Source organism: Methanobrevibacter sp. YE315, assembly GCF_001548675.1.
Taxonomy (GTDB): domain Archaea; phylum Methanobacteriota; class Methanobacteria; order Methanobacteriales; family Methanobacteriaceae; genus Methanocatella.
Window position 1 is genome coordinate 500001 of the sequence record NZ_CP010834.1, and the last position, 26592, is coordinate 526592.

At 32.9% G+C, this 26592-nt stretch carries 23 protein-coding genes (1 of these 23 cut by a window edge); 7 read left to right on the forward strand and 16 right to left on the reverse strand.

The features are described from left to right. Positions 1-2, forward strand: partial view of a hypothetical protein gene (locus TL18_RS10925; protein ID WP_156064517.1) — a 2-nt sliver only. The gene continues 148 nt to the left of window position 1, outside the view; just 2 of its 150 coding nucleotides fall inside the window; the start codon falls outside the window, past its left edge; only part of the stop codon is in view: it crosses the left edge, with 2 bases visible at positions 1-2. A gap of 92 nt (positions 3-94) precedes the next feature. On the opposite strand, the gene TL18_RS02200 is transcribed toward TL18_RS10925, so the two are convergent. The 3 genes from TL18_RS02200 to TL18_RS02210 all read right to left on the reverse strand — a co-directional run bounded on the left by TL18_RS02200 (position 95) and on the right by TL18_RS02210 (position 4352). After that, positions 95-736, reverse strand: coding sequence for a DUF447 domain-containing protein (locus TL18_RS02200; protein WP_067040716.1), 642 nt, complete (start codon positions 734-736; stop codon positions 95-97). 411 nt (positions 737-1147) lie between these two features. Then, the gene (locus TL18_RS02205; RefSeq protein WP_067040719.1) at positions 1148-2752 is read right to left on the reverse strand and encodes an ABC transporter ATP-binding protein; all 1605 of its coding nucleotides are present in this window, start codon (positions 2750-2752) and stop codon (positions 1148-1150) included. Next, positions 2742-4352, reverse strand: a complete 1611-nt coding sequence (locus tag TL18_RS02210; protein WP_082706317.1) for an ABC transporter ATP-binding protein — start codon at positions 4350-4352, stop codon at positions 2742-2744. The genes TL18_RS02205 and TL18_RS02210 overlap by 11 nt, the downstream gene beginning before the upstream one ends. A gap of 790 nt (positions 4353-5142) precedes the next feature. On the opposite strand from TL18_RS02210, the gene TL18_RS02215 reads away from it, so the two are divergent. After that, on the forward strand, positions 5143-6729 hold the full coding sequence (locus tag TL18_RS02215) for an AarF/ABC1/UbiB kinase family protein (RefSeq protein ID WP_067040725.1): 1587 nt from the start codon (positions 5143-5145) through the stop codon (positions 6727-6729). Positions 6730-6808: 79 nt separating this feature from the next. Next, on the forward strand, positions 6809-7636 hold the full coding sequence (locus TL18_RS02220) for a hypothetical protein (protein ID WP_067040728.1): 828 nt from the start codon (positions 6809-6811) through the stop codon (positions 7634-7636). Between the two features lie 100 nt (positions 7637-7736). On the opposite strand, the gene TL18_RS02225 is transcribed toward TL18_RS02220, so the two are convergent. From TL18_RS02225 to TL18_RS02240, 4 genes are all read right to left on the reverse strand, one after another. Then, positions 7737-9398 (reverse strand): AarF/ABC1/UbiB kinase family protein, encoded by a 1662-nt coding sequence (locus TL18_RS02225; protein WP_067040731.1) that lies wholly within the window; start codon positions 9396-9398, stop codon positions 7737-7739. A 33-nt stretch (positions 9399-9431) separates the two neighbouring features. After that, entirely contained in the window at positions 9432-11357 is a 1926-nt protein-coding gene (locus TL18_RS02230; RefSeq protein WP_067040735.1) for a DNA mismatch repair protein MutS, read from the reverse strand. Between the two features lie 79 nt (positions 11358-11436). Then, positions 11437-13854, reverse strand: a complete 2418-nt coding sequence (locus TL18_RS02235; protein WP_082706318.1) for a U32 family peptidase — start codon at positions 13852-13854, stop codon at positions 11437-11439. Further along, the gene (locus tag TL18_RS02240; protein ID WP_067040738.1) at positions 13854-16355 is read right to left on the reverse strand and encodes a U32 family peptidase; all 2502 of its coding nucleotides are present in this window, start codon (positions 16353-16355) and stop codon (positions 13854-13856) included. The genes TL18_RS02235 and TL18_RS02240 overlap by 1 nt, the downstream gene beginning before the upstream one ends. A 192-nt stretch (positions 16356-16547) precedes the next feature. Between TL18_RS02240 and TL18_RS02245 the strand changes: the two genes are divergently transcribed. Both TL18_RS02245 and tmk read left to right on the forward strand, forming a co-directional pair. Beyond that, positions 16548-17147 (forward strand): DUF3800 domain-containing protein, encoded by a 600-nt coding sequence (locus TL18_RS02245; RefSeq protein WP_067040746.1) that lies wholly within the window; start codon positions 16548-16550, stop codon positions 17145-17147. A gap of 233 nt (positions 17148-17380) precedes the next feature. Next, positions 17381-17959, forward strand: coding sequence for a dTMP kinase (gene tmk, locus TL18_RS02250; RefSeq protein ID WP_067040748.1), 579 nt, complete (start codon positions 17381-17383; stop codon positions 17957-17959). Positions 17960-17977: 18 nt separating this feature from the next. Here the strand turns inward: tmk and TL18_RS02255 are convergent, their stop codons facing one another. From TL18_RS02255 to mcm, 5 genes are all read right to left on the reverse strand, one after another. Next, positions 17978-18190 carry a hypothetical protein gene (locus TL18_RS02255; protein ID WP_067040750.1) on the reverse strand — a complete coding sequence of 71 codons (213 nt, stop codon included), beginning with the start codon at positions 18188-18190 and terminating at the stop codon, positions 17978-17980. After that, entirely contained in the window at positions 18191-19153 is a 963-nt protein-coding gene (locus TL18_RS02260; protein WP_067040753.1) for a tyrosine--tRNA ligase, read from the reverse strand. It abuts the gene before it with no gap. An 8-nt stretch (positions 19154-19161) separates the two neighbouring features. Beyond that, complete coding sequence (locus TL18_RS02265) at positions 19162-20205, reverse strand: 60S ribosomal export protein NMD3 (RefSeq protein ID WP_067040756.1); 1044 nt, start codon at positions 20203-20205, stop codon at positions 19162-19164. Between the two features lie 33 nt (positions 20206-20238). Then, a complete protein-coding gene (locus TL18_RS02270; protein WP_067040760.1) occupies positions 20239-20646 on the reverse strand; it encodes a translation initiation factor IF-2 subunit beta in 408 nt (135 codons plus the stop codon). Positions 20647-20760: 114 nt separating this feature from the next. After that, positions 20761-22767 carry a minichromosome maintenance protein MCM gene (mcm, locus tag TL18_RS02275; RefSeq protein ID WP_067040762.1) on the reverse strand — a complete coding sequence of 669 codons (2007 nt, stop codon included), beginning with the start codon at positions 22765-22767 and terminating at the stop codon, positions 20761-20763. Between the two features lie 126 nt (positions 22768-22893). Here mcm and TL18_RS02280 point away from each other — a divergent pair, with 126 nt between their 5' ends. Beyond that, positions 22894-23313: a hypothetical protein gene (locus TL18_RS02280; protein WP_067040765.1), complete on the forward strand. Its 420-nt coding sequence runs from the start codon at positions 22894-22896 to the stop codon at positions 23311-23313. A gap of 2 nt (positions 23314-23315) precedes the next feature. Here the strand turns inward: TL18_RS02280 and TL18_RS02285 are convergent, their stop codons facing one another. Together TL18_RS02285 and TL18_RS02290 are read right to left on the reverse strand one after the other, a co-directional pair. Continuing rightward, entirely contained in the window at positions 23316-23948 is a 633-nt protein-coding gene (locus tag TL18_RS02285) for an RlmE family RNA methyltransferase (protein ID WP_067040768.1), read from the reverse strand. A 1-nt stretch (position 23949) separates the two neighbouring features. Beyond that, on the reverse strand, positions 23950-24489 hold the full coding sequence (locus TL18_RS02290) for a metallophosphoesterase (RefSeq protein WP_067040771.1): 540 nt from the start codon (positions 24487-24489) through the stop codon (positions 23950-23952). A gap of 126 nt (positions 24490-24615) precedes the next feature. Between TL18_RS02290 and TL18_RS02295 the strand changes: the two genes are divergently transcribed. Then, entirely contained in the window at positions 24616-25707 is a 1092-nt protein-coding gene (locus tag TL18_RS02295) for a formate--phosphoribosylaminoimidazolecarboxamide ligase (protein WP_067040774.1), read from the forward strand. Positions 25708-25767: 60 nt separating this feature from the next. On the opposite strand, the gene TL18_RS02300 is transcribed toward TL18_RS02295, so the two are convergent. Further along, positions 25768-26187, reverse strand: a complete 420-nt coding sequence (locus TL18_RS02300) for a hypothetical protein (RefSeq protein WP_067040777.1) — start codon at positions 26185-26187, stop codon at positions 25768-25770. A 17-nt stretch (positions 26188-26204) separates the two neighbouring features. Next, complete coding sequence (locus TL18_RS02305) at positions 26205-26573, reverse strand: DUF5518 domain-containing protein (RefSeq protein ID WP_067040780.1); 369 nt, start codon at positions 26571-26573, stop codon at positions 26205-26207. Positions 26574-26592 lie beyond the last annotated feature (19 nt).

Below are 26592 nucleotides of genomic sequence, written 5' to 3' on the forward strand. Positions count from 1 at the left end.
AAGCCTTATTTCTATTAAAATAAACTATTTATGACTAATTTTGGCTTCAGCACCTGCCAATGTGCTCAACTAAAATCAAAGGGAAAATCATGTTCTATTTAACATCAAAACCTTTTTCTATCATGCTGTTTTTAAGAATCTCCATGGCTTTTATTGTATCCGGTCCGGAAACCCTCTTAATCATACGATTGTTTTCATTAAACCTTCCGATGAAATAATCCTGCTGCTGCTTACTTACAAGGTCAAGTCGGGTATAGTTTGTAAGGCATTCCAGAAGCGCGAATACTCCTCGGTTTAAAGCCTTTGCACATGGATTGTTTTTGACGATTTCTACAACATCGCTGCTTATGATATACGCTTCTCCATTTGATGTTACATGGTCTTTAATCGGATCCATTTTTCTAATGTCTGTGACATCACAAATGATATATGCCTCTGCATTTTTCAATATTGCAATGTCATCATCATCCGTAAACTCTTCAATATCTAGGTTTCCGATGGTTGAATTTACAAAATTTATAGGATCAAAAGTAATATTTACAACATATTTGCGTGTTTCCATAATGTTTTTCAGGGTTTTGGTACCGACAAATAATCTGCATCCAAGTTTGTCTTTGCCTTTGCATACAATTCCTATTGGCGCAGCATTTTTCACGCCATCCCTGCTCATGGTAGTGTAAATCCCTTCATATTTCTGCCCTTCCTCAATTCCAATATCTGTCAAATCCATAGCCATTTCATCACCGATAATAATTACATTTTCAATATTGATATCTGTTCATTAATATAATTAAACTTATTTTGCTATATTTGTTTAGTGCCATTATGGACATTATTATAATCAATACTTTAATAAGAGGGTTGTATGTACCGCAGTTAATGGTTGTATACTGTTTTTGAAATATCACAGATTAGTGATTAAAGCCATTTTATCTCAGACCTCCCAATTATAATCGCGATTTAAAATAAGTTACGTATGCATTGGAATTCTTCTTAAAAGCATTTTTAATTGATTAAATGATTAAATAAAGTGCAAATAAGTACTTGTATGCGAAAATACTTATATATGTGGTGGGAGAGTATTTCGACAAACATGCGAAAAATCACCTTTGATTCATTGGTCTTTACCCGGCAAAATATGAAAAATCTAATCTATTGACAATGCCTTCATATCCAACATATTGGCTACATAATCATCCGGAGCCAATACAATTGCTGTTCTGCCCTCAATAATTTTTATAAGTAAATCAACTCCCATATCATTATTGTAATCAATAATCAACAGTTCAGGATTATGTATCAACGCTCTTGCAAGACATATCAGTCTTCTTTCATGGGTGCTTAAATTATTTGAGTCATAAGATATTTTAGTCTCATACCGGTCAGGGAATTTTTCAATTAAACTGTGCAATCCAATTAATTCACAGACTCCTATTACATCTTCGGAGCTGAATTCATCCTCACAAACGATATTTTCCATAACAGTTCCATCAAACACGTAATTTTCCTCTGTTGAAACTCCAATAAGATTTTTGTTTGAATTTATATCATATTGAATTAAATCCAAATCATTCACTTTGATGCTTCCGTTTTCAGCTTCAAGAAGGCCTAAAAATATCTTAATTAAATTGTTCCTACTGTCTCCTGTAAGAGAGACATGTTCACCAGGCATGATTTTTAGATTGAAATCTTCTATCTCACCATAGGAAATGTTTTCAAATTCGATTTCACTAATGCCGCCAACTTCCGGAAATTCTTTTTTTCTCTTTTCAGGCATATCCAAAATTTCATAGATTCTATCCAAACATGCATATGCTGTTCTTATGCCATTCAATGTATTTCCAATTGATATTATTGGTTTTTTCATTAACTGATAGTATAAAACAAAGGTTGTGAATGTCCCCATGTCTATGATTCCGGCATATACTAAAAATCCTCCATAAATATATAGAAATAGCTGCAGATTAATTGTTATAAATGAGTTGACCGGATACATTATCTCAGTATAAAATCTGGACTTTTTATAACTGTCCTTTTGCTTGATATTATATTCCCTTAACCTTTTTCGGGAATACTCCTCACTGCTGAATGATTCAATCATCATACGATTTTTCAGGAAATCTCCAATGAAACCCATTATATTGCCCAAGTCATTTTGATGTATTTTATAGTAGTTTCTTGTTTTTTTGTGAAATGGGTATATCACAAGAGGATAAATCGCAACCAGTGCAAAAAGTATTCCTGATAATTTCAAATCCATATTGCTGCTCATCCAAAGGACAAATATTATTATTGTAACATCTGAGAGGAAAAGAATTATTGTGTTGCTTATAAATATCTTGAGGTTGACAACATCATTGTTGATTCTAGCCAGTATGTTGCCATCAAATTCTGTCTCATCAATGTCAATATAGCTTAATTTTGCATATAACTGATTTCTCAATTTCCGAATTGCCCGTTCACTTGTTTTAAACATTATTCTGTTGGCAGGTATTCTAATCAGATGGCTTACGGCAAACAGCATCACTATAAGTATAATTTCATCGTAAGAAGTTTTCACTGGAAACTCGTTTAAATTAAACGCATACTGCATTAATGAATTTATCAATCTTCCAACAAGTTTTGGAGCATAAACTGATAAAATAACGGATATCACCATCATAATAATGGCAGCCATTATCTGATATTTATAATCCTTAAGAAGATTAATCAGCTTGAAGGTCAGTTCCCTTGTGGAATATTTATAAACCATTAATCTCACCGCCATTTAATTCTATGACCTTGTCAATTTGAGGATAGCTTTTAGTGTCATTATCGATGAATATTACGGTTTTGTTATCAAGTCTATTTAGGATATTTCTGATTATGATTTCCTTATCATCTGACCTGATGGCGGAAAACGAATTGTCAAAAACATAGATTTCTCTTTCATGGGCAATGCTTCTTGCAATGGACAGTTTCTGCTTTAAGTCACTATTCAGATTTTTCCCGCTTTCATAAACTTCAAAATCCAAATCCCTATCAAACAATGAAATCCTGCAGGCTTCAATTACATCACCTGGACTTATGCTTTCATCACCCAGCCGAATATTTTCCAGCACGCTGTCCTTTAAAAAGTTGGGATCGTCTGGAGCATAGGAGATCAATCTTCTTAAGCTTTTAGGGGATACGGCATTATTGTCTATTAGGATTTCCCCTTCAAATTCCCGGTAAAATCCCATAAGCAAATTCATCAGGCTGCTTTTACCGCTGCCGGCAGCACCTGTAATCAATGTATGTGAACCCTTTTTGATCTCCAGGGATATGTTTGAAAGAATATGTCTTTCATCGTAAACGAGAGTTATGTCATTCAATCTAATATCTTTAAAATCACTTATTTCCTCAATTTCCTCGTTTTCGCTTTTTTCTAAAATTAAAACATCTTCAATACGGGTTGCACCAGTATATGTCATGTGAAAACTGTTTGTAAATGAAATCAATCCGTTCAGGCTTCTTATAAAGTAGCTTATAACCAATAGAATGAGGATTATGTCTATAATTTTCATGCCGGACAGCCCGTAGTTGGCGACAAAATAGGATATAATAAGGATTAATATGATATCCATCACGACTATAATCATCAGGAAAATGTTCAGTCGGTACTGAAAACGGTAGCCTTTATTGTATGACTCATCAGTAACGCTTTTAAATCCATTTTCACCCAATTTTTCTTTATTGTATTGCTTAAATAAGTTTGCACCGGCGATTTTATCTCTGAATCTCCTGTTGATTTTACCAAGTATTGCCTTGACCTTGAAATAACTGTTGGCTAATCCTATTAGTTTATAAATAAAAATGCTTAAAAAAATCAGTGCGAATAATGCGAAAACTAACGATATCATGGGATTTATATCATATAAATTGATAATTATGCTGATTGTCAAAAGCAAAACGAACAAGACTTTCTTAATGAATATCATCAGTGCCGCCTGGAATGATGAAACCCCTCTTACTGTCCGGGTCATCAAACCTGAAAAAGCGATTCTGTCAAATTCATCCATGGAATCCATACTTGTATATATGTCAAAGAGCTTTTCACGGATATCATAGCCGAAATTGGATATGAATTCCACTGAAAGATATGAAACCATCACTGAAGATATGACCAGCAGTATTGCGGTATTAAATACGGTCAACACACCCGTTTCAAGTATATCCAGCAGTTCTATATTATATCCCTTAATAACAAACATCAGTAGGGGCAGGTCGCAGATAATCTCAATTTGACAGTACGTATAAATGAACATGAATATGACAATCAATGTCAGTATTTTCCAATATTTTTTAAGCAAATATTTTATTAAAATTTTCATTTGAATATTTCCTGCACTATCCGTATAATAAATTTTCTCATCAGCGAATCCTATTAATAATTTGTTATTTTATTTATATACATTTTTTTTAATATTTCCATTTCAAAAAATACTGGAATTATTCAGATATACTGGAATTAAAGAATGTGTTAACTAAAAGCAATAAATAATTTCGTATAATATAGGGGCAATAAAAATTGATAATTTTCTAAAATTGAATTATGATAAGAGTAAATTTTTGGCTTGAAACTAAACTTCATTTTTAGAGCAGATAAATTAGTTTAGTTAATTAATATCTTTTTTATACGTTGTACATTTTTCATGATATTTTTTGTGCTGTCGTTTTAGTTTTTTTAAATTAATCCTATATGTGTGTTTCATAAATAGCAGTTAGGCAAATGTTAAAATTGATAAAATTATTGTATTATAATGTGAATTTTTTATTTATATTATAATATATTAAACATTGTTTAATAATTTAATTTTTCTTTCAAAAAAAACGTATATGTTACATTTATATATTTTAAATTTATAATTATTACATGTATTGCACTCAATGGAAAATCACATGTTAATCATGGTTTCAAATGAACAAAAATTAAAAGTTTCATAAAAAATCATGGAATTATCTACTGTTGAGGAAACTTCTCTGTAATTAGAGAAAAAAATCGAAACTGTATAAAAGAATTATCGATATGGTGAAAACAAGTTTAGATTTGTAGTCCATTAAATATTCTGGTGTTTTGAGATATGGTCCCAAAACATTTTTTTAGAAAATCGGAGTGATTAAATGGCAAAAGAGGATAAAAAAGTTTCAAGAAAACGTTTTGATGAAATTATGGGTGTTGCAAAAAAGCATCACTTAGCAAAACTATTAAAAGACAATGAAGATGACGAAGATTTCGAAGTTTCAGATTTAAGATATGCAATGGAAGAGTTAGGTCCTGCATTCATTAAGTTAGGTCAACTATTGGCTACCAGGCCGGATATGGTTGGTAATGAAATTGCAGATGACTTGAAAATGCTTAGGGACAATACTCCGGTAACCCCTTTTGATGAAATGAAACAGGTTATCGAAGGAGAACTTGGACAACCATTGGAAGAAATCTATTCTGAATTCAATGAAGAACCTCTCGGTTCTGCTTCAATCGGTCAAGTTTATAAAGCAACATTAAAAGAAACCGGTATGGAAGTTGCAGTTAAAGTTCAAAAACCGGGCATTTATGATGTTATTGTGCCGGATGTAAAAATATTAAATAAATTAGCCGGAACAGTTGATAAACACGTTTCAGGTTCAAGAATGTATAACTTGCCTGCAATGGCTAAAGAATTTGAAAGATCCATCTTTAAGGAACTTAACTATATGGAAGAAGTTAAGAATATTACTAAAATCACTAATAACTTTAAAGATGTCGAATATATTAAAATCCCTGAAGTTTATCCTGAGCTCTGTAGTTCTAAAGTCATAAATATGGAACTTATTGACGGATATGAAGTAACTGATTTATATGACAATGAAATTGAAGGCATCAATAATGCAGAAATCGCTCAGTTTGGATGTCAATCATATTTAAAACAAGTATTGATTGACGGATTTTTCCATGCAGACCCACACCCAGGAAATCTATTTGTAACTCGTGATAACAGACTTTGTTACATTGACTTCGGAATGATGGGTGTTGTAAATGATACTTTCAGATCAAACTTCGCACAATTGATATTGCTTTTGTTAGATGGAAATTCACATCATTTAATTAATCAATTGCTTTACATGAACATTATCTCTCCAGAACAAAACACTGAAGAATTCAGAGAAGATGTCGATGACTTGTTGAATTCATACATCGGTGTAGACCTTGATCAAATGGATGGTATATTCGATGATTTGATGAATGTAATGATTAACCATAATATTGTTCTTCCAAGGGAATTTGTAATGATTGGAAGAGGAATGATTCTCATTGAGGAAGCTGGTGACAAATTGGATCCACACTTCAATCTTACTGGTGAACTTGAAGTATTCGCTAAAAAAATGATTAAATCAAAATTCGAACCAGGAAACCTTGTGGGTGGTGGATTTAACTATATTGTAGAAATTGAACATTTATTAAAAGATTTGCCTGACAGACTCAACAGTACTCTTGATAAAGTCGAAAAAGGTGAATTGGAATTAAATATGAACCACACAGGTTTGGATGATTTGAAAAATCAGTTATCCATATCCATAATTGTAGCCGCATTGCTTGTAGGTTCATCCATTGCAATATTGGCTGATAAAGGTCCAAAAGTTTGGGATATTTCTGCAATTGGATTTATAGGATTTGTATTCAGTGCAATTCTTGGAGCTTATTTAGTTATAACCTATATTAGAAATTAGCTCTATGATGGAGATATCAATAATTAAAGATAAATTTCATCTTATTTAAATATTTAAAAGTATAAAGGAGGCAAAAATAATGGCAAATGATAAGATAAAATATGCTGTAGTATTGTTAATTATTTTATGTTTATCTATGAATGCTTTCAGTGCAACAAACTTTACTGATGATTCAAGTGATGTCGCACTACAATCATCTGATTCAGTAGATGAAGTATCCGGTGATGCTCAAGTAGATGATAATCAGGCAGACGATACTCAAGCAGACGATAGTCAAAATAAGGAGGAAACTAGTTCCAGTTCGGATAATTCAAGCACTGGTACTGGTACTGGCACTAGTAGCGGTAATGGAAGCACAAAACCGACTTTTAACTTTAACGGCACAGGTACTGGAATGAACTTCTCTGGTATGAATTTCACTGGTATGAACAGAACTGGTACTAACTACTCTAATATGAGCCTAGATGACATTCTCGACATCTTTAAGAAATTGATGGGCGGAGATAACGCAACTAATGAAACCAATGATACTGTTAATCCTGAAGTAAATGATGTTCCTGAAGTTGTAACCAGCGAGTCATATCAGTCTGTTTCTCAACCTGCGGATGTACAACTAGCTCAGCATGTTGTCAAAAGGGTTAGAGATAATAAAGTAGTGAGTGAAGGAGATACTCTGAAACTGGAGGGTATTAACAAGCTATTTGATTCTGATTTCACAAATGGACATCTATTGGTTTATGTTGACGGTAAATTAGTATTTAATGAAATTACCACAGGTGATTTGTCAACCCCAATATTTGGAGTTGCCGATTTCATTGGTCAACATCAAATTTCAGTTGAATTTACATCAAATGATGATCCAAATGGAAATACTAATAAGTATACTGAGAATGTTATTATAGAATAATATTCTTCCTTTTTTTTATTTTTTTTTACAAAAATACAGTTTCACTAATTAGCAATAGGCTATTTTAGTATCTATTTTTTTAAAATCGACTATTTGCCATCTATTTAATGTCATCTCTTTCTATCATATATTCTATAATTAAGAAAATACCTAATACTGCACTAAAAACAAAACCAATTAATCCGATCGCGGATATTCCAAATAATTTAGGACCTGCACCACCCATAATGGCTAATGAGGATCCGATAATCAATGATGATATGATTAGTGCTACTGATAATTGATTTGTTAACTGGCTTATTTCCTCATGCTTTAATTTTACTTCGAAATCTCCCTCTTCTAGTTTGGAGGCTGTATTTCTAAGGGTATCGGGCAGATCCTTTGCCAGGTGTTCTACTTGCAATAAATAGTTCATACCAACCTTACTTAATCTTTTTGGTTTGTATTTATTTGTGATTATTTGGCGGGATAATTCTTTCAATTCGGTGGCGGCATTGAAGTTTGGATCTAGTTTTCTACCAGTGTCTTCGATAAGTGTTATTCCACGACCTATCATTACAAATTCCTTTGGAAGAATTATGTTGTTTTTTATCATAGCATTTAACAAATCTTCTATTGCACCATCCATGTTCCTTAATTCGGCTCCATAATATAAGTTCATTAAATCATCCACATCTGCCCTCAATTCAGGAGTGTTCTGTGATGGGCTGATGATGTCCATATAAATCAGTTGATTAATGATATTGTTTGTGTTGCCGCTTATCAATAATAAAATTAATTCCGCTAAATCCTCTTTAAAATCTTCATTTAGAATTCCCATCATTCCAACATCAATATAACATAATTTGCGGTCTTCTGTAACAATTAAATTTCCAGGATGGGGGTCTGCATGGAAAAAACCATCAATCATTATCTGTTTGAAATAGGATTTAACACCATAACTCGCTATTTTCTTCTTGTCGATGTTAGGATAATCTCGTTTAATTAAATCTGTTACTACCACACCTTTTATCAATTCCATTGTGATGACTTTTTCGGAGCAATAATCAAGATATACATCAGGTATTTTTATATAACTGATGCTTCTGAAGTTGTATGAAAGATTTTGCAAGTTCATCATTTCTTCCAAATAGTTAAGTTCTTTAAAGATGGATCTTTCAAATTCGCTAATTATTGCGGGCAGGTTGTAAGTTCTAGTGGCGGATATGTATTTGTCAATTCTTTCCGCTAAAAATTTCATTATTTTGACATCGGATTCTATAATTTCACGTGAATTTGGTTTTTGAACTTTAATTGCCACTTCTTGTCCAGTACTCTTTAATTCGGCTTTATATACTTGGCCTATTGATGCTGATCCAAGTGGTGTTTCATCAATGTTTGTGAATATCTCGTCTAGTGGTGTGCCAAGTTCTTCTTCAATCAATTCTTTCATTTCATTAAAAGGGGTTACTGGAGTATTGTCCCTTAATTTTTGAAGTTCATTAGCAATTTCTATTCCCACTAAATCTGGCCTGGTACTCAACATTTGACCTAATTTAATATATGCTGGGCCTAATTGTTCCAATACTTTTCGTATTCTGATTGGGGCGGTTTCATCTAGAAATGTTTCATCTTTTTTAGTTCTACGGTTTCTTAGAAAAGGAAATTTTTTGAAAAAGGTATTTTCCTCAATCAAATATCCAAAATCATTATCCTTAAGAACTTTGTAGATTTCATTTATTCTTTTAATGTTTTCATTTCTACTGTTGCTAATAACTTTCATTAATTAAAGATTGTAAATTGTAACATATATATTTTAGAATTTTTCCAGGATTCTTGCATATACTACTTTTAAGTCATCATCTGATTTTTCATAAATTCTTTTTAAAATTAATTCAGGAGTACTTTTTGCAAGGAAATTCATTTTTGGTGTTCTATCAACAATCAAATTGTAATTTTCATCCAATCCTTTAGCTTCTATTCCATCTACTCGAATATCTGTGTAGTTCATCAGTTCCCTTGCCATATGTGTAACGATTACTCCGTAGGAATTGGATTCTTTAATCATATCTATGAATGTGGATATGATTTTGACTGCAGCATCAAGTTCGGTTATTCCTTCAAGTTCGTCCAAAAGCACTAATTTTTCGCTGTTTGTGGTGACGATTGGTATGAACACATTTAAGAAGGATTCAAATGCTCCTGCATCTAAAGACCTTTTTTTAGAGAAGTGGTAAATTTCATCTAACAGTTTTATTTTTGCACTGTCTGCACTTACTGGAAGCCCCATCTGTGCCATAATTGATATCTGGGTTAGTGTTTCAAGGAGTGTTGTTTTCCCTCCGCTGTTTGCTCCTGTTAATAGTGCAACGTTTTCGTTTTTGGTCAGTTGGTAATCAACTTTTTGAATGTAATCTTTGTCTTTTTTAAGTGCAAGTTCTAAATGCAGTGCTCCATTTAGTTTGATTTCATCACTGAATTCAGGTCTGCATAACCCGTATTCATATGCAAAACTTCCTAAACTAAATTCATAATCAAATTTGATTGTATCTTTGACTTCATCAATTGCCTTTTGCTTGATTGAATTCAATTCTATTGCAGCACTCTTTTTAATATCAAATATGTCATTTTCTTTTTTAGATGACTGTTCAAGGGTTATTCTTTCGATTTCTGAATCATCGATTTGGATAGGGTATGTTCTTAAAAATGGGTCAAAGCTTAACCCAGTTTTTTCACGGATTATTTCTTTCCTTTTATTGATAATTTCATCAAATATTTTGCTAATTTTTGGCGGGAAATTGTTATTTAATAAGTTAAGAATTTCATCTCCTTCAAGGTCGACTTGTTTGATTGATTTTTCTAATTCATTATCCATATCATCTTTAAGAGAATAAACAAGTTTTTCAATATCCACTTCCCTTTTATCAATGATATTTAACTCATTAATGATGGGGATTATGTCTCCAAGGACACTTTCTTTATTTCTAATCTTTTGAATCTCATGAACCCTTGAAAATAACTCTTTGTTTTGTATAAAAAAGTCGATTATTTTTTCCGGAACTATCTCATAGTCATTTTCTTCAATATTAATCATCACCAGGTTTGGCATTCCTTCAAAATCAAGTATTCCCTGGGAGTATACGTAAAATACTAAATCATAATTCATTATTTCTTCTTGAAGTAATGGTGAATCGCTTGCTGTAATGATTGGATAATATTGGTTTAATCCTAAATCCATTAAATAAGAAGCATCCTCATCACTTTCAACTAAAATAGCTTTGCTCGGGTCGTATTCAGGTTTTGCTTCTTCAACCTCTTTTAAGTTTTTCATCAACCCTCTTAATTTTATAATTGGAAGTTGTGAAACGTGTTCCTTTGCATTCATTACAAAATCAAGTTGTGAGTTGATTTTTTCAATATCCTTTGAAGGTGAAAGCAGCAGGATCCTATTTTTTGAATAAGAAGTGTTGGAATAGGATAATATTTTGTTAATGATGTCTTCATAAATCTCCATTGCCCTGTCGCTTTTTATAAACTCGTATTTTGGATTGTTTAATAGTTGATTCATGATTTCAATGGCTTTTCTCTGGCTTATGCCTTCGATATTCGCTATTCTTTCAACATCCACATCATCAACGATTTTTTGGAGTTCTTCCTCACCACCAACGCTGCTGATTATTTTTTCAGAAATCTTATCTCCAATTCCCTTAATGTTTTGCAATGTAATTTTTTCCCTTTGCATTTTTACCAAACCCTTTTGTACATATAATATTTTTTTTAATATATATTCAACATTGCCGAGAGCATTTGAAAAGTAATGTTTAATAGTTGGCTGTTGTATTTTTTGAACTGTATCTTTTCAATTCCTTTTCATTCACAGTTCCGTTAAGGGCGGAATTATAGATATCAATCATTCTATAGTGCTCATCATCCTTATATCTTCCATCTATTGCAAAATTAGAAAAACCAATGTTTTTTAGATGAGTTATTTCATTGATTAAGCAAAGTTCCTCATCGTTAAATATAATCAATTCCTCTCCGGAAATGCTTTTATGGATTGGATATCTCCTGTTTTTCCTGTCAATTAAATAATTTTCATAATCCATCTTATTTTCATTTCCATATAATATCGGATATCTGGTTTTCATAAGTTCGACAGATCCTTGAACTAATATTTCAACCTTTTCGGGATATCTGCAGTTTTTGATGATGTTTTCATAATCTTTTCTAGTTAATTCGGGGGATAATGTTAAAATTTTGTAGCATTTAAGGCTGTTTATTGTTTCATTATTGGTAATATTCATTGAATATGGACTATATTCTCCATTGAAATTAGCACTCATGATTGGGAGCTTACAGTTCATTTTATTTAAAATTCCTCTTACTTTATTCAATGCTTTAATGAAATTGTCATGAGCAATATCTGGCCATTTCCAAATCAATTCATAATCTTTTTCGTATGATATTTCGCAGGCATCTTTAATGAAGTTAATCATATAGTTAAGGTTGTATTTTCCATTGGCCAATACTAAAGAATCATTTTCGCTTGGAATTTCCAGATAAACCCTTTTTACATTTTCAAGATGCTTTAAATGATTTAGATTATTTGTATAAAATGATAATCCACACTCATTTTCAGTTTTTTCATTTGATTCAGTTTCCAGCTCAATTCTTTTATTTTCGTGTTTATATGAGTTGATAACTTCCGCTTCCAACCTTTCAAATAAATTTCTTCTAAGTTCATTGATTTTGCTAATTGGGATGAACAAGGTTCCATCGTAGTTTATATTAATTTGAATGATTTCATATGGGTAATTGCCGATTTTCTGAAGTTGATTTTTAATTGTTTCAGCATCAACACTTTTTTTGATAGGCTTTTCAAATGGGGCATTTCCCCTAACTTCACATTCAAATTCCTTTTTGCTGGCAAGAGTCAATCTTCCTTTCAATAGGGGGAACTTATTTTTTAAAGAAAATGTGAGTATCAATTTGGATTTAACGAAACTGTTTCCTTTATTTTCAATTTCCTTAACTTTTTTACTTATTTTGTTTCTTTTTGTTAAGTAGACATCAGATTCATTTAAATTAAAAGTGCTTTTTTTGTTTTGCCATACTTTTTTAACAATCAAAACTTTATTTTCACGTGTCAAGTCTTTAACGGGTTTGTTTTTACCTTTTTTGTAGTGATTTAAAGTTGTAATAAGGGGATTTTGTGAAATTTCAAAACCGTAGTCCTTATTGTTTTTTACAATTAAAAGCCCATCTCCTTTTTCGGGGATATTTTCAACTGAATCATTCAATCTAATCGCGATTTGATTTTTCCTTGATTCAATAACATGGCCGATTTTCAATCCGATGTGTCCGGCTCGCAGGCTTCTTTTCACAGAATCGTTAAATTTCCCTTCGCACAGGCCTCTGTTAAAAACAAGATTGATTTCCTCGCTTTTGGTTTCTTTCCCGCTTTTTAATTTATTCAATGCTTTGCGATAGTTGCTTATTACAATGGCCAAATATTCTTTGCTTCGCATTCTTCCTTCAATTTTAATGCAGCTAACATTTAGTTCGGATATTTCTTTTAATTGGTTAAATAAGCTTAAATCACATGGGGATAGGTAATAGTCTTCTTTATCAATGCCTTCAATTTTGTATTTTTGGCGGCATGGTTGTGCACATGTCCCTCTGTTTCCGCTTCTTCCACCCTTAAAACTGCTCATCAGGCATTGTCCGGAATAAGAGTAACATAATGCTCCATGTGCAAATATTTCAAGCTCCATGTTAGTTTTTAAGGCTTTGATTTCTTCTTTTTTCATTTCACGAGGAAGTACGACTCTTTTTATTCCTTTGCTTTCTATATAGTCAAGTTTCTTTTGGTTTTCGATTGTCATTTGGGTTGATGCATGGATTTTCAAATTGGGCAGATGTCTGTTGATTAGCTCAACCAATCCCAAATCCTGCACTAAGACCGCATCCACTCCTATTGCATATAGGCTTGAGAGATAATTAATCACGTCTTCAAGCTCATCTTCTTTTATTAATGTGTTTACAGTAACGTAAACCTTGACATTATGCATGTGGGCAATGTTTACTGCATCGTTTATTTCATCTAATGTGAAGTTTTCAGCGAACTTGCGCGCACCATAGTCTTTACCGGATAAGTAAACAGAACTGGCACCTGCATTTATTGCAACTTTTAAATAATCCATTGACCCAACAGGTGCAAGCAATTCAGGAATTCTCATTATTTGTCCTCGTGCAATCTACCTTCAATATAATTACCTTTGTTGACATAGGATTGTGAGAAATCCATAATTTGGTATTTATATTTGGTTAGTTCATCTTGATCTTTATTTTTAAGGCTTTCATTATAAATGGATAAGATTTGTGTTGTATATTGCTCATTAGAATATCTGCAATCAAGAATTAGTGAATCAAGCCCCAATTCCTTAATTTCATTCATTTCTTCAATTAGGCATAAGCAATCCTTATTGATAATGTGGCTTTGCCGATTGTAGTCGAAAAATATTTTATATTTGAATTTCTTCCTTTTTTTATCTTCTAGAATGGCATAATCCGCATCGTTTGAAATGATGAAGTCCTTTCCATCATTCAAGTTGGTGAAATCATCTTTACTTACAATAACTTCCAAGTTTCCATTAACAATCATTTCCAAATCTATGTTCCGGTCGTGGTTTCTTTTGACCAATTCTTTTATTTCGGCTCCTGAAAGTTCAGAGGATACTATCAATGACTTAAATCCGGATGCATTCAAATCACGCACGCAAAAACTGTTCCAAACATTCAGATTATGATTTCCATAAATTGAACAATCGAATATTTCTGCCATTCCGGGGAAATCCCCCATTACTGAGATGATAATCCCTTCGTTTTCAAGCTCTTTAATTATTTCATTGCATTTAAGAGCATCCTCTTCAGAGATAAATGATGATAAGACCCAAACAAACTCTGTTGGGGCGGCCATTAAGCTACCTTTCTTCAAGGTCTCTTTGATGTTTTCAAAATAATCATCAGGGTTGTTATAATGGCAGTTACCATCAAAGTATATACGTTTCAAGTCAAAACCTGAAGCTGACTTGATTTGAGAAATGTCATCAATGAATATTGATAGTTTAGGAGTCTTTTTCTTGATTTTTCCTTCATTATTTTCATAATCTTCGAAAAATTTGGTCAAATCCTTGCGAACGGCTTTAACAGCTTTTTTGGTTGGTGTGTAATGCTTTAATAACAAGTCCGTTGCAGTATCAAGGATTTCGCGCCTAATTTGGTTAATCTCACCAATCGGTATGAAAATATCATTAGGCATATTGTTGAAACGGATATTGTCAATGTAGAATGGTGTTCCTCCGGTCTTTTTAAGCTGCTTTTCAATAATTTCCTCAGTTACAGGTTTATTTTTAGCTTTTTCGAATTTATCCAGAGTTTTATGTCTGAAATTAACTAATTCTCCATCAACATGATATTCGACTTTTGTAAACAGGTTCAGGTTTTCATCCCATGTTAGAGATAAATTGATTCCAACATTGTTTTTAATTGTTTCTTTTTCAAATTGTTTGAGATAATCGTGAGTGGATTTGGAATAGCTGATGAATACTTCGGTTCCAACTTTAACAAGGCGAGTAGTGTCTATGATGATTTCATTTTCATCCTGTTTGATGATGTTTTCCAGATAGATTCCTTTGATTTTGCCGTTGTATTTGAATGCAATTCCGTCTCCAGGTTCTAAAATAACAGGAATCTCCTTGTTTTTAATTTCAATTGTAACTTTTGTATCCTCTATGTTGGTTATGTCTCCGATGTACAGTCCTTCATGGCCTGAATGGCCCCTTCCCATTACCTCACCAGGTTTGTCACCCATCATGTATCCGTCGGTGAATTGCCTGTTAAAGACAAGGTGGAGCTCTTTTTTATAATCGCCTTCATTTCCATCAATCAGATTTCTGTAACTGTTCACGATAGTTCCGATATAGTCTCCTGATTTCATTCTGCCTTCAAGTTTAAGAGATTTCACTCCAGCATCTGAAATTTCAGTTAAATGATTGTATGTTGCAAGGTCATGGGTTGAAAGAAGGTATCCGTTTCCTATATTGTATCCTCTGTATTTTAGACGGTATTCCCTTCGGCAAGGTTGTGCACAAGCTCCCCTATTTCCGCTTCTTCCGCTATTGTATGATGACATGTAGCATTTTCCACTGACGCAGTAGCATAATGCGCCATGACCGAATACTTCAATGTCCATGTCGATGTTGTCTTTTTTAAGTTGCTCGTAGGTTTCTCTTATTTGGCGGATATTGACTTCCCTTGGAAGCACTATTCGTTTTATATTGTTTTTTGAAGCCCATTTGATTGAGGAATAATTGTTCAATCCCATCTGTGTTGATGCATGAACTTCCAAGTCTGGAATGAAGGTCTTCAAAAGCCAGATCAATCCGAAATCCTGTACGATGACTGCATCCACGCCTATTTTATATAATTCAAATAAGTATTTTAAAACGTCAACAATTTCGAAATTATTGATTAGTGTATTGACGGTCACATGGACCTTAGCGCCATTTAGATGAGCATAGTTAACCGCTTTTTTTATTTCTTCCATTGTGAAGTTTTTGGCATATGCTCTTGCACCATAATTTTGCCCAGCAATATAGACTGCATCAGCACCAGCATTAACAGCAATAACCAATACATCATATGAGCCTGCCGGAGCCAATAATTCTTCTAAAACCATATTATTTTTACACCTTGACTGATTTATTCATTTAATTTTATGTTTTTTGTATTATTTAAAAATGATTAATTATCTTTTTTAAATTATTTTTTAATTATAATCACATCAATTTTTTATTATTGGAGCAATTTTTACTTTATTTGATGTATAGAGACATAAAGCTTTTTAAATAATGATTTTAAAGATATACAATTGATAAATTATATTTTTATTGATGAAAGTGGAGATTTGGGAAAACATTCTAAATATTTTATCATGGCCTCTGTAGTAACAAAAGAACCTATTAAATTCAGAAGAGTTATTAACAAAACAAATAGGATTTTCAGAAAACAAATTTCTAAATCTAATGAAATTAAGGGGACTACAACTCCAAATAATATTATTAAAAATATTTTTAAAAAATTAAAAAACATTGATTATGAGGTTTATATAATTTGTTTTAATAAAAAAAATAAAAATAAACTAAAATTTAAAGATAATAATGAGTTATATGATTTGATTGCTTTTGAATTAGCAAAAATCATTCCTATTAATTCTCCAACTTCCATTGTCATTGATAAATCCAAATCAAAGAAAAAAGATATATTCAGATTCAATTCTCAATTTAAATATAATCTGAATAACTATGAAAATTACCCAATTGAAGTAAGTCATCTGTCTTCTTTGCATAATAAAGAATTACAAATTGCTGATTTAATTGCATGGTCATATTTTCAAAGTATTGAACATAATGATTTTGATTTCATTAAATTAATAAAAAATAAGATAATAAAAGAAGCATTTAAAGATTGAAGAACCCATACAACGATTTACTCGCCCCTCATCAGGACGATGTTATATGGGATATGTTTACCTTACAAATCTTATGTTCGTTATTTATGTTTGAATAGTATATAAATGTTTTGTTTTCATTTTTATTGAGTTTAAGTAAATATTTTCGGATAATAACAATTTTTTAGCAGTAAATAAATATTAATTTGTCCATTACACTATATTTAAATAAAATTTCATTCAAATAAAAATTCATGTATATAGTATTTGAAGGAATCGACGGTGCTGGAAAATCAACTCAGATTAGAATGTTAAAGGAATGGTTAGAAGCTAACGGATTTAGAGTTGAAACATTAGTGGAACCAACTGATTCGGAAGTTGGAAAACTGATTAGGAAAATATTAGAATGGCCAGATGCTCAAACAGATGATGTTCAAAGAATTTTAGCCCTTCTTTTTGCAGCGGATAGGATGCTGATTATGGATAAATTGGAAGATGAATCAAAAATAATTATTTCAGACAGGTCATTTATTTCATCTCTCGCATATCAGGAACCTAGGGAATGGGTTGAAGTTTTAAACAAGTATGCTAAAAAACCAGATCTGTTGATTTTATTGGATTTGGATGTTAAAAAATCCGTAGGAAGAACCTCAGGCAAAGATACATTTGAAAATGAGAAATTTTTAACTGGGGTAAAGGCCAATTATTTAAAAATAGCTGAAAATTACACACATGAGATTATCGATGCAAATAATGGTGTAAATAAGGTTTCTTCAGATATTAAAAAGGCTGTAGCACCATATCTTGGAATATGTCCTGATTGCATACAATAATAAAAAAATAAAGGAAAATTATCTTTTTCCTTCTAATTCTTCTAATCTTTCACGGATCGCATTTTCTAAAAATTCTCTTGCTTTTACAAGCTCATCATATTCTCCGATTAGTTTTGGCCCCCATTCGGTTTGTTCCAATTTCACATCGAATTTTTCATAAGCATGGGCAAGCATTTGTTCACCAACACCGTTTGGTAAACCCATTTCAAATTCTTCTTTTTCTTCAACCATTTAATTTTCCTCCATGTATTCTCTTACCGGAGCAAAGAATTCAATTAAGAAATCTTTTATTCCATTTTTTAAATCCATTGGGTGTAAATTACCTTCACTAAAGTCTTTAATTAACTCATCATGAGTAAGTTCGATGTCTCCACCGAATTTTTCAGGTCTTTTGATAAGTAAAGTATCTTGATTTGGGAAAACAAAGGTTTCTGCAATCTCAATCATAGGATTTCCTTCAACTTCTCCTTGAGGACAGAAACTTTTCTTGATTTTTTTGGTAATCACTTCAACTGAATCATCAACTGCAATGTAGTTTCCTTTGCTTGAAGACATTTTCGCATCACCGTCAAGACCATGCAACAATGGGGTGTGAATGCAGACAGGAACATTTTCGCCGATTTTTTCCAAATTTTCACGTGCCAACATTTGAATTTTTCTTTGTTCCATTCCTCCAAGTGCAACATCTACATTTAAAGCAGCCATATCTACAGTCTGCATAATTGGATAAAGTACACTGGCCACTTTTGGATTGTCATCTGCACGACTTACTTGATCCATACTTCTTCTGGCTCTTTTTAATGTAGTCATGGTAGCTAATTGATAAACTTTGTCAGTATAATCAGGTTCTAACTGGAATGATGAACCCAAAACATATTCGGTTGTTTCATCAAGGCCAAGAGCCTGGAAACATCTTTTGTTGTATTCAGCAGTTTCAGCAATTTCTTCAATAGTTCCTTTTCCATTTAAAAATGCATGATAGTCTGCTAATAGGATTTTAATTTTAAAACCTAATTTCTGCAGTTGTTTTAATTTTTGCACGGTTACAGCATGTCCTAAATGGATTTTTCCAGAAGGTTCATAACCGGTATAAGCTATAGGTCCGTCTTTTGCAAGAACATCTTTCAATTCTTCGGTGTCTATAACTTCAAGGGTTCCTTCTTCGATTAATTGAATTTTCTCTTCAATATTCATTTTATCACTTAGTTTAGTAAATATGTGTAATAATCAATTTGTATAATCTTAACTTCATCGCCAACATTATAGCTGGAATATTCATCTTTCATTTCCAAATCAACAGCAGAATAATCAACAGGGTCCAATATTTGAATTATTTGTGGAGATTTCGAAATAACTGTTGTTGTTTCTATTTCGTTTGCTTTTTTAACAAGTTCAATATCCCCCATATTTTTTAATGGGATGTGATGCTGTTTGTTTGTTTTAATATCCACTCCAACAACCCTATTTTTATCAATGCCTTTCACTTGAATTAGTTTATCTTCATATTTGATGATGTCCTCTTTTTCGAATTCGGGGATTCTAACTGAAATCCAAATTCTGTAAAGTCCTTTGCCGGTGGATTTGTCTTCACTAATGAGTCTTGGAGATTCCTTGATGATTCCTCCAAAGTTTTCTTTCAAGGCTTCCGCAACTTTCCTGCCGCTTTTTAAAGATCCGATATAATAATCGTATCCTTCCTTAAGTTTGGCAATTTGGGGACAATATGCCAGTTTATCACTTTTTGATTGTTTTATTAGGGTTTTTTCAACAATTTCATCAGCTTTTGCATATTCTTCGGCTTTTATTTCTCTTTTATCTGCTCTAAATTGAATCACGGACTCATAATAACCTGATTGTAATTTGCTGCATGTAGGACAAACTGTTTTAAGGATTTTGACTTCGCTTTCATGAGTTTCTTCGATTTGTGTCCCTTCAACTTCGCCGATTACTTCAACATAACATTCAGCTATTGTTCCCTTCATTTGGTCGATTTCAAGGTTGATGATTTCGTTTGTCACTTCATCAGCTATTTTTATGTTTCTTTCGAGTGCTCTGTAAATGATTTCTTCTTCAGGGATGTTTTCTTCGCTCCATTTTCCCTCTTCGAGTTTGCTGTTGCAATGGCTGCAGATTTGAACTTCAATTCTTTTAGGCAGTTCAATCATCTGGAAATCTTTTAAAAAGCAGTCTATGCAAATGTTTCCAACCATCTTTTTATCAGTACTTCCACACTCAGGACAAAACATAGTATCAATAAAAATAAGTAAAAAAAGGTAAAATTATAATGATTTTAAAGGCGCTGTTGCACCGCATGCAGCACATTTAAGTAAGAATATTCTACCTTCTCTGATGATTCTTGTATCTGGTCTGTTACATTCATGGCAGATTACGTATTTGTCTACATAATCTTCAATTCTTTCATTAATTAAGTAATGGGTAAATTTACCTTGCAATATTGCTCTTTGACCTTCAATATTTCCTGCAGTACCTAATTCTCTCATTAAGAATTTTAATAAATGTTGAGGGTCTCTGTTTAAACCTTCTGCAACATCTTTGAAGTTTTTAATGAATGTTCTATTACCTTGGATATCTGAATAAGCTTTAGGAATTTTGAATCTTTTGTGTTCAAATACTTCAGGAGGTAACTGGTCTATTGCTCTTTCTAATAAATCTTCATATTTATCCATATTATCTCTCCGTAAAATTAGTATAAGTATAATATATTAAATTTTATTTTAATCCTTTATTAATGTATTGTTATTATTTAAAAAAATAATAAAAAATGAAAAAGTGGGATATATTTAGGAAGATAATCTTCTATAGTATCCTGTACTTGGTTCGTAGATTATTCCTTTTTGTTGCAGGTTGCGGACAATGCTGCGAACCTTTTCTTCACTAAGATTATATTTTTCATTCATATTGGTTATTATGGCTTCTAAAGGTGCACTTCCAGCGAATTCCTCTTCGAGAAGAGCAATCTCTTCAGTAACCCTTTGTATTTTATCCCTATCGGATTTAGCTGGTCTTCCATCAATGATGTCAATATCCATTTCACCGGTTTCAGGGTCGACACCAACTTCTTTAAGACATGCCAACTGCAGTTCAACAGCCTTTTCAGCATCCTCTTTGTCTACAGTATCTTTAAGTTTGATTTTAGCACTTGCTTCTGCTAAACGAATGATTGCTTCAAGTTGTCTTGCAGTAATAGGGACTGCTGACTGTTCTTCAGGGTTATTGTTCCTGGTGCTTACATAGAATTCCTTCAATACCTTGTTGGCTTCATCGGTCAGTCTTGGATTGACGGTTTTACGGGCATATGCAATGTATTTTCTAAGCAATTCAGGCTCAATTTCATAATCGATAGATTTTTCTTTGTGTATTTCCAATATGTGGTCTGCTAACTCTGAATCCCCTTCTCTGCTTGGCTTGTCTTCAATAACAAATATTAAATCAAAACGAGAAATGATTGGAGCTGGCAAATCAATCTGTTCGGCAAGCACTTTGTAGCTGTCAAATCTTCCAAATTTAGGGTTTGCAGCTGCAAGAACAGAACATCTTGAATTTAGAGTTGCCATAATACCTGCTTTTGCAATACTTACGGTCTGTTGTTCTAATGCCTCGTGAAGTGCAGATCTGTCTTCTGCCCTCATTTTATCCAGTTCGTCAACACACACGTTACCCTGGTCCCCAAGAACTAATGCACCTGCTTCAAGAGACCATCCTCCAAGTTCGTCTCTGACAGCCGCGGCGGTTAATCCTGCGCCGGTAGTACCTTTACCACTTGTATAGATACTTCTTGGAGCCAATCTTGAAACGTATTTCAAAATTTGGGACTTACCAATACCGGGGTCCCCGACAATCAGAATATGAATGTCTCCTCTTAATTTTGTGTCGTCTTCAAGTTGTTTTGAAGATCCTCCAAATAATTGAAGCGCAATAGCTTCTTTTACTTTCCTATAACCTTTAATTGAAGGGGCGGTTGATTTTATAATCTTATCGTAAATGTGAGGGTCTTTAGATAATTCAAGGATTTTTTCTTCATCTTCTTCGGAAAGTTGCAGTTCCTCGAATTCCTGTTCTAATGGTTCAATGTGATTTACATAAATGTAATTTTTAAATTTGCCGCTTCTTTCCTCTCTGAAGGTTTTTAAAGTCCCTGTAATTCTAACTTTATCTCCAGGATTCAATTTGTCTACTAAATCATCTTCTAAAATCATCAACATCTGTTTAGGTTCTGTTCCTCCAGATAAATTTTCTAAAGGCTCTTGCATCCTTGCAGTCTGTGTATCGATGTATTTTGACTCCTCTTGAAGTAATCTGAATGATCGTCCACCGCATTCGCTACATAAGGAAGGTTCAATAATTCTGCTGGCTGAAGTCTGTTCGACTTCGTGTAGCCTCATGCACCCTCTACATTCAAAAACTCCAGTTTCGATACGGGGCCTTATTTCATCAGTTTTTCTTACGATTCCATCTGCTGCAACAAATGTGCCGATGTATTTGCTTAATAGAGTTTTTAATGGGATGATATTGGAAAGATTCTCAAAGCGAATATTGATGTCCGCATCCTTTACAAGCGGGTCAATATTTTTGATAGCTATTTGGGCTGCTTCAATAACTTCCTCAGGTTTATCTATTAATAAATCTGCTAAGTCCGGATCGAATATTTCTAATGATTGGTAGTCTACGTTAAGTGAACGTTCATCCGGGTATTTTTCAAGTATTTTAAATACATCATCCTTATATGATGTTGCAAAAAATTCTTCAAATTTTGCAATTGATGTTTGTGATTTAGTAGTAGAATTCATTATCTTAATATTATTTTTTTCATAGTTTAAAAAATATTGTATTGGTCAGATGATAAGTAAAAATTATATACTAAGAATTTATATATGTATACTAATAGCTTTAACAAGTTTATTATTAGGGATAATATGAGAAAATCTAGACTAAGTTTATTTAAATCCACTTCTATGATGATTTCTGTTGTAGGAATTATAATGATTATTGCTACAATCATTGTTATAGCTTATTTAGGATACAGCATGGTTTCATCCGGAATCACTGATGAAATATCATCCGGCACACAATATGATGAACTTGCTGAGTTAAAAGCAGAATACAGCAATTTGTCAGTGAAGTTTGATAGCATTAAATCTACTTATTATGCCGGAGGCCCTGATGAAGTTAAAGTTTACAATGATGCTAAACTAGAACTGACACGGGCAAATTCAGCTATTGAAAACGTTCAAAGTGCGTTAGATGCTGGAAAACCATCTAATGATGTAGATAGCAGAATCCTTTTCGCTAAAGAAAGGTTAGAAGCTGCTAATAATGCTTACAACAATCTTTAATCTTATTTTCTTTTTCTATTTTTTTTATTAGGCATATATTCAAGCCCAACAACATACATTTCAGAACTTTTTTTACGTGATGATGCAGGTTTTGTTGTTCTGACATGTCTAAACTTGCCTTTAAGAGAATCCAACATGTTTTTGTATTCGGGGCCTTGGAATACCTTCATGACAAGATTTCCTTTTTCCTCTAAGATGTTTTCAGCTATTTCAATTACAACATTCACCAAATCAATTGACCTGAGCTGGTCGATGTTTTTGATTCCGCATAGTGATGGGGATGCGTCGGACATAACAACTTTTGCTTTTCCTCCAATCAATTCCATAATCTTTTCCTGAACTTCAGGTGTTGTGAAATCCCCTCTGATGCCATAATAGTTTTCTTCATGGAATCTTTTAAACCTGTTCAAATCCACTCCGACTACAATTCCTTCTTCGCCGACTTTTTCTAAAGCTACCTGTGACCAGCCGCCCGGTGCTGCTCCAAGGTCAACGACGGTATTCCCTTCTTTTATGATTTTATATTTTTTATCCAGCTGTTTAAGTTTGTATGATGCTCTTGAACGGTATTCTTCTTTTTTAGCTTTTTTATAATATGGATCATTATGCTTTTCCATTTGCCATTTGCTTCCCACGTCAATCCCTCTTGTACTGGTCAAAATCGAGTGCACTACATACAGGAGATCCGATTTTTACAATTTCAACATCAACTTCCATGTTGTTAATTTCAAGAAGCATTACAGTCCTGTCCGCAAGCCTAGGCACAACTGGACTTCCAGGATTAAGCAATAAAACTCCTTCTTTTTGCTCTATTTTCGGTTGATGTGAATGTCCTGAAACTAGAATATCCGCATCCAATTCCTTTGCAAGATATAATAATTGCTGTGTATCTGCTCTTGGATATACTTCTCCATGCACCATTCCGATTTTTAAACCTTCAATTTCGATAATTTTTGCTTTGGGTAGGTCAATTCCATTCACCCTATCCATATTTCCCTGCACTGCAAAAACCGGAGCTATACCTTCTAATTCATCAATAACGTCTGTCGAAGTCAAATCTCCAGCATGCAATATCAAGTCGACACCATTAAATGCATCAATTACTTTTTGGGGCAATATTCTTGCTCTGTCTGGGATATGAGTGTCTGAAATTAATCCGATTAACATATTTTTCATTCCTTAATTATTCAATTAAATTATTTGTTGGTAGTCCTTTTTAATTATATTCTTTAAACTAATAAAAAATATTATAAATTCAGAATGATATATATAAAATTATCACTCTTTTGAGGAGAAGATATAATGGGCGAAGTTAAAAAGGAAGACATTTTAGATATTTTGGCTAAATATGACAAAAGTGAAATAACAATAGCTACCCTCGGAAGCCACACTTCATTACACATTTTGCAAGGTGCAAAAGAAGAAGGATTTAGAACAGCTATTGTATGTGAAAAAGGTAGAGAAGTCCCTTATCAAAGATTTGGAGTCGCCGATGAATATATCATTGTCGATGAATTTAAAGACATTGTTAATGAGGATGTTCAACAAAAACTCAGAGATATGAATGCCATTGTTGTGCCTCACGGATCTTTTGTTGCATATGCTGGTTTGGATAATGTTGAAGATAAGTTCAATGTTCCTATGTTTGGAAATAGGGATGTACTTAGATGGGAAGCTGAAAGGGACAAAGAAAGAGCACTTCTTGTTGAAGGTAATGTAAGAATACCATTCAAATACAGTGACCCTTCAGAAATTGACAGGCCTGTAATGGTAAAATTCCCAGGTGCAAGAGGTGGAAGAGGTTACTTTGTTGCTTCATCTACTGAAGAATTTGATGCAAAAATTGAAGCTATGAAGGCACGTGGATGGTTAGAAGATAGTGATGTTGAAGCAGCCCACATTGAAGAATATGTTTCAGGTTGTAATTATTGTATACATTATTTCTACTCTGCATTAGATGACAAAGTGGAATTAATGGGTATGGATACAAGATATGAATCTAGTATTGATGGTTTTGTCAGAATGCCTGCTAAAGATCAATTAGACATTGATTTAAGCCCATCTTATGTTGTTACTGGTAACCACCCTGCTGTTATTCGTGAATCTTTACTTCCACAAGTATTTGATATTGCTGATAAATTAACTGAAAGTGCTAAAAAATTAGTTGCACCAGGATTAAACGGTCCTTTCTGTATGCAAACTTTGGTAAATGATAATTTAGAAGTAATCTGTTTCGAAATTAGTGCAAGAACTGACGGCGGAACAAACACATTCATGGATGGTTCTCCTTACTCCTACTTGACTTATGGTAAACCAATGAGTATGGGTAGAAGAATTGCTCTTGAAATCAAAAATGGAATAGAAAGAGACGAATTAGAAAAAATAATAACATAGATAGTTATTATTTTTCATTTTTTTATTTTTTTAAAATTTTATTAAAAAGCCTTTTTAGGTTTACTTTTTCTCAATTTTATTTTTCTTGTTTTTCTTTTTGCCGATGTTTTGTTTTTTTTCGTATTCTTCCATTGCTTTGACACGATTTCTTTTAGTCCATGCACCAACAAAACCGACAAATGCTCCAATAACAAGAATAATAATCATTACAGTCATTACTCCTGTTTCTGTTGTGAAAAATCCTTCTTCAAAAGTTCCTAAATAACCTTGTAATGTTAAGACTACAATTGGTGTAGAAGCTAGCGCCCCCATTACAGTTCCAGTTATTACATTTTTTTGCCCGTATCCTGCATATAAAAGTCCAATTGCTGAAAATGGGTAGAACCAATCCCAATATTGGTATCCGAATAATATGAATGCAGCAGCTATAGCTGCTCCAAAAATCAATGCTTTTATATTTATATCTGATATTGAATCCATGATTTATCTCCAAAAACTTATTTTTTAGAAGCTATTAATCCTCCAAATGCTCCGGTTATTCCCATAACTATAGCATAGTAAATTAAGTCACTTATAATTATGGCTATGCTTGTAAATCCGGAGACGGTAAATCCGGTCAATCCTCCGAAAATGCCAAATGCGCTTCCTCCGAAAGTTGCAATTATTATAAACAATATGGCACAGACAATAGTGCCTAACGCTCCTGCAACAGCAGCATTCCACAAACCACCAACTATGCCTTCTTGGGCAATGTATCCAGTAATGAATCCCACAATCAATAATCCAACAAATTCATAGTGTGCGAAAAATGATTTAACTATTACTGCAAGTATAAAACCTACTATCACAGCGCTCCATTTTGTCATAATTTTCACCGTTTATATA

Coding starts and splice junctions, on each gene's coding strand:
- TL18_RS02295 (WP_067040774.1), top strand. CDS start 24,616: ATGGGCGAAGTTAAAAAGGAAGACATTTTAGATATTTTGGCTAAATAT.
- TL18_RS02240 (WP_067040738.1), bottom strand. CDS start 16,355: ATGGTTTTAGAAGAATTATTGGCTCCGGCAGGCTCATATGATGTATTG.
- TL18_RS02255 (WP_067040750.1), bottom strand. CDS start 18,190: ATGGTTGAAGAAAAAGAAGAATTTGAAATGGGTTTACCAAACGGTGTT.
- TL18_RS02210 (WP_082706317.1), bottom strand. CDS start 4,352: ATGAAAATTTTAATAAAATATTTGCTTAAAAAATATTGGAAAATACTG.
- TL18_RS02225 (WP_067040731.1), bottom strand. CDS start 9,398: ATGAAAGTTATTAGCAACAGTAGAAATGAAAACATTAAAAGAATAAAT.
- TL18_RS02260 (WP_067040753.1), bottom strand. CDS start 19,153: ATGAATATTGAAGAGAAAATTCAATTAATCGAAGAAGGAACCCTTGAA.
- TL18_RS02215 (WP_067040725.1), top strand. CDS start 5,143: ATGGCAAAAGAGGATAAAAAAGTTTCAAGAAAACGTTTTGATGAAATT.
- TL18_RS02230 (WP_067040735.1), bottom strand. CDS start 11,357: ATGCAAAGGGAAAAAATTACATTGCAAAACATTAAGGGAATTGGAGAT.
- TL18_RS02300 (WP_067040777.1), bottom strand. CDS start 26,187: ATGGATTCAATATCAGATATAAATATAAAAGCATTGATTTTTGGAGCA.
- tmk (WP_067040748.1), top strand. CDS start 17,381: ATGTATATAGTATTTGAAGGAATCGACGGTGCTGGAAAATCAACTCAG.
- TL18_RS02290 (WP_067040771.1), bottom strand. CDS start 24,489: ATGAAAAATATGTTAATCGGATTAATTTCAGACACTCATATCCCAGAC.
- mcm (WP_067040762.1), bottom strand. CDS start 22,767: ATGAATTCTACTACTAAATCACAAACATCAATTGCAAAATTTGAAGAA.
- TL18_RS02235 (WP_082706318.1), bottom strand. CDS start 13,854: ATGAGAATTCCTGAATTGCTTGCACCTGTTGGGTCAATGGATTATTTA.
- TL18_RS02270 (WP_067040760.1), bottom strand. CDS start 20,646: ATGGATAAATATGAAGATTTATTAGAAAGAGCAATAGACCAGTTACCT.
- TL18_RS02200 (WP_067040716.1), bottom strand. CDS start 736: ATGGCTATGGATTTGACAGATATTGGAATTGAGGAAGGGCAGAAATAT.
- TL18_RS02220 (WP_067040728.1), top strand. CDS start 6,809: ATGGCAAATGATAAGATAAAATATGCTGTAGTATTGTTAATTATTTTA.
- TL18_RS02280 (WP_067040765.1), top strand. CDS start 22,894: ATGAGAAAATCTAGACTAAGTTTATTTAAATCCACTTCTATGATGATT.
- TL18_RS02205 (WP_067040719.1), bottom strand. CDS start 2,752: ATGGTTTATAAATATTCCACAAGGGAACTGACCTTCAAGCTGATTAAT.
- TL18_RS02305 (WP_067040780.1), bottom strand. CDS start 26,573: ATGACAAAATGGAGCGCTGTGATAGTAGGTTTTATACTTGCAGTAATA.
- TL18_RS02265 (WP_067040756.1), bottom strand. CDS start 20,205: ATGTTTTGTCCTGAGTGTGGAAGTACTGATAAAAAGATGGTTGGAAAC.